Annotated in this window: 3 protein-coding genes; 2 read left to right on the top strand and 1 reads right to left on the bottom strand. The window is 75.5% G+C overall.

Annotated elements, in window-relative coordinates; translation table 11 throughout:
• Window positions 1–130 precede the first annotated feature (130 nt).
• Entirely contained in the window at window positions 131–961 is an 831-nt protein-coding gene (locus GTW43_RS02890; protein WP_161299974.1) for an IclR family transcriptional regulator, read from the bottom strand.
• Window positions 962–1,089: 128 nt separating this feature from the next.
• Here GTW43_RS02890 and hutH point away from each other — a divergent pair, with 128 nt between their 5' ends.
• Both hutH and GTW43_RS02880 read left to right on the top strand, forming a co-directional pair.
• Window positions 1,090–2,625: a histidine ammonia-lyase gene (gene hutH, locus GTW43_RS02885; RefSeq protein ID WP_161299972.1), complete on the top strand. Its 1,536-nt coding sequence runs from the start codon at window positions 1,090–1,092 to the stop codon at window positions 2,623–2,625.
• Between the two features lie 68 nt (window positions 2,626–2,693).
• A complete protein-coding gene (locus tag GTW43_RS02880) occupies window positions 2,694–3,284 on the top strand; it encodes a HutD family protein (protein ID WP_161299970.1) in 591 nt (196 codons plus the stop codon).
• Window positions 3,285–3,524: the final 240 nt, after the last annotated feature.

The following is a 3,524-nucleotide window of genomic DNA, read 5'->3' as shown; positions in this document are numbered from 1 at the left end:
CTCGAGCGCCCGACTCGTCAGGCCCATCTCCGCTCCACCCTTCGCCGGTGGCGGGGTCACTCCCGCCCGGGGCAGCTTCCGTCGGGGAAGAGGCCCGCAGCGGGAGGCGGGTGGGGGCAAACGGGTGTTTTTACCGTTCCCTTCCCTGCCTCTTACGCGGTGGGCGACCCGGCTCCGGCGTCCCCGGGCCGCCCGGCGCGGCCGTCGCGCCGCCCACCCTTCGGGTCAACTCCCGCGCCGTCTGCGCGACGTGGCCCGCGATCCGGACCTGCTCCGCCTCGTCCACGGCCTCGTCCGGGAACGTGACCGAGACCCCGGCGATGGGATGCGCGTGATGGTCGAGGACCGGGGCCGCGACCGACGACAGGCCCCGGGTCACCTCGCCCTCCTCCGTCGCGTACCCGCGCCGCCGCGCCTGGGCCAGCAGCGTGCGCAGTGCCGTCAGCGTCGCCGGCCCGGCGCCGTTGCGCTGCACGAACGCCGAGCGGTCGGGGAACAGCGCCCTCACCTGTGCGGGCGGCAGCAGGGCGAGCACGGCCCGGCCGCTCGCGGTGAGCGTCGCGGGCAGCCGGACGCCGACCTCGCTGATCAGCGGCGGCCGGCCCGGGGCGCGCTCCTCGATGACGTAGATGACCTCACGGCCGTGCAGCACCGCCAGGTTCGCGTTGTGTCCCGTGCGGTCGACCAGCGCGGCGAGCGGGGCGCGGGCGAGCCGCTGGATCGGTGCCTGGCGCTCGTAGCCCGAGGCGAGTTCGAAGGCGCTGACCCCGAGCCCGTAGCGCCGCTCCTCCGGCAGATGCACCACGAAGCCGTCCGCGGCGAGCGTGTCGAGGAGGTGGTACGTCGTCGAACGCGGCAGCCCCACGTCCCGGCTGATGGCGGCCGCCGGGACCGGCGCGGCCTGGCGGGCCAGGTAGCGCAGGACGGCGAGGACCTGGGCGGCGGCCGGCACGATGCTCATGGGGCGAGCGTAGACCAGGCAGGTCGCAAACCATCTGTCTGGGATCGCAGACGCATCGTCTGGGATGCCAGACACAACACGCGGCGCACGACTCGCGCACCCGGGCCCGCCTGCGGCTTCATAGGGACATGACCGTTGTTGTTGGTGTCGGTGCCCTCGCTGCCGACGAAGTTGTGTCCGTTGCCCGTCACGGCGCCCAGGTGGCCCTCGCCCCCGAGGCCCTCCAGGAGATCGCCCGCAGTCGCGAGGTCATCAAGGCCCTCGCCGACGACGTCAAGCCGCACTACGGCGTCTCGACGGGCTTCGGCGCCCTGGCCACCCGCCACATCCCCACCGAGCTGCGCGCCCAGCTCCAGCGCAGCCTCGTGCGCTCGCACGCGGCGGGGTCCGGCCCCGAGGTCGAGCGCGAGGTCGTCCGCGCCCTCATGCTGCTGCGCCTGTCGACCCTCGCCACCGGACGCACCGGCGTACGCACCGAGACCGCCGAGGCCTACGCCGCGCTCCTGAACGCGGGCATCACCCCCGTCGTCCACGAGTACGGCTCGCTCGGCTGCTCCGGCGACCTGGCCCCCCTCGCGCACTGCGCGCTCGCCGTCATGGGCGAGGGCGTCGTGCGCACCGCCGACGGCGAGCGCAAGCCCGCCGCCGAGGCGCTCGCCGCCGCGGGCATCACCCCGGTCGTCCTGGAGGAGAAGGAGGGCCTCGCCCTCATCAACGGCACCGACGGCATGCTCGGCATGCTCGTCCTCGCCGCCCACGACCTGCGCCGTCTCCTGAGCACCGCCGACATCGCCGCCGCCATGAGCGTCGAGGGCCAGCTCGGCACCGACGCCGTGTTCGCCGCCGACCTCCAGGCCATGCGCCCGCACCCCGGCCAGGGCGACAGCGCCGGCAACCTGCGCACCCTGCTCGCCGACTCGGCGATCATCGCCAGCCACGCCGGCCCGGACTGCACCTACGTGCAGGACGCCTACTCGCTGCGCTGCACCCCGCAGGTCCACGGCACCGCCCGCGACACCCTCGGCCACGCCGAGCTCGTCGCCTCCCGCGAACTCGCCAGCGCCGTCGACAACCCGGTGGTCACCCTCGACGGCCGCGTCGAGTCCAACGGCAACTTCCACGGCGCCCCCGTCGCCGCCGTGCTCGACTTCCTCGCGATCACCGTCGCCGACGTCGCCTCGATCTCCGAGCGCCGCACCGACCGGTTCCTCGACCCCGCCCGCAACCGCGGCCTGAACGCCTTCCTGGCCGACGACCCGGGCGTCGACTCCGGCCACATGATCGCCCAGTACACGCAGGCCGCGATCGTCTCCGAGCTCAAGCGGCTCGCCACCCCGGCCTCCGTCGACTCGATCCCCTCCAGCGCGATGCAGGAGGACCACGTCTCCATGGGCTGGTCGGCCGCCCGCAAGCTGCGCCGCGCCCTCGACGGCCTCGGCCGCGTCCTCGCCGTCGAGCTCTACACCGCGGCCCGCGCCCTCGACCTGCGCGCCCCGCTGACGCCCGCCCCGGCCACGGCCGCGGTGCGCGACGGCCTGCGCGCGACCGTCGAGGGCCCCGGCACGGACCGCTGGCTGGCCCCCGAGATCGAGGAGGCCGTCCAGTACGTGGCCTCCGGCCGCGCACTGTTGGCCGCGGAGTCGGTCACCGGCTCGCTCGTCTGACCGACGCCCGCACACCGCCGGGGCCCCTCGCGGCCCCGGCGGACCCGTACCGGAAGGACGCCCCCCGCATGGCACACCCCCGCATCCTGCGCGCGCACGAGCGGACCCCCTCGCCCTGGAAGAACGGCGGAGGCATCACCACCGAGGTCCTGGCCCACCCCGAGGGCTCCGGCACCTCGGACTTCGCATGGCGGATCAGCCTCGCCGACGTCGCGGACAGCGGCCCCTTCTCCGCGTTCGAAGGCGTGGACCGCGTCATCACGGTGGTGGACGGGCCCGGCATGGCGCTGACCGTCGACGGCATGGAGCACGTCGTGGACACCCGCTACGCCCCGTTCGCCTTCTCCGGCGACGCCACCACCGACTGCCGGCTCCTCGGCGGCCCGCTCGTCGACTTCAACGTGATGGCCCGGCGCTCCGCTGCGCGCGCCGAGGTCCGCATCGAGCGCGGCCCGACGGTCCTCGCACCCCGCCCCGGCACCCAGGTCCTGGCGATCGTCCTGGACGGCACCGCCGAGCTCGACGGCGACGGGGACGGCGACGGTGTCCGGCTCGACCGGCTCGACGCGTGCCTGCTCCAGGACGACGCCGCGCCCGCCGCCCTCGCCGTCGACGGGGTCGTCGCGGTCGTCTCGCTCACCGAGGCCGGGGCCGGCTGACGCCCGCCGCGCCCCGCGGCCCGTCCGCGCCCGGCACCCCTCCCATAGGATGCGCCGCAGGCGACAGGACCGGTCAGCGGGGGAGCGGAGGGCGGCGACGGTGGGCGGTGCGACGGTGGACGCGGCGGAGCTGGCCCGGTGGTACCGGGAGGGCCCGGGCGGCGCCATGCCCGCGTACCGGCGCGTCCAGGAGCTCGTGCGGCGCCGGATCGGCGACGGCCACTGGCGGGAGGACGACGC

The sequence above is a fragment of the Streptomyces sp. SID5785 genome, assembly GCF_009870065.1.
Taxonomy (GTDB): Bacteria; Actinomycetota; Actinomycetes; order Streptomycetales; family Streptomycetaceae; genus Streptomyces.
Note: the sequence above shows the minus strand (reverse complement) of the source record. Positions and strands in the feature narration are given on the sequence as shown.

What these genes read in the sequence shown, in the direction of transcription:
- GTW43_RS02880 (WP_161299970.1), top strand. Translation starts at nt 2,694, where the DNA reads ATGGCACACCCCCGCATCCTGCGCGCGCACGAGCGGACCCCCTCGCCC.
- GTW43_RS02890 (WP_161299974.1), bottom strand. Translation starts at nt 961, where the DNA reads ATGAGCATCGTGCCGGCCGCCGCCCAGGTCCTCGCCGTCCTGCGCTAC.
- hutH (WP_161299972.1), top strand. Translation starts at nt 1,090, where the DNA reads ATGACCGTTGTTGTTGGTGTCGGTGCCCTCGCTGCCGACGAAGTTGTG.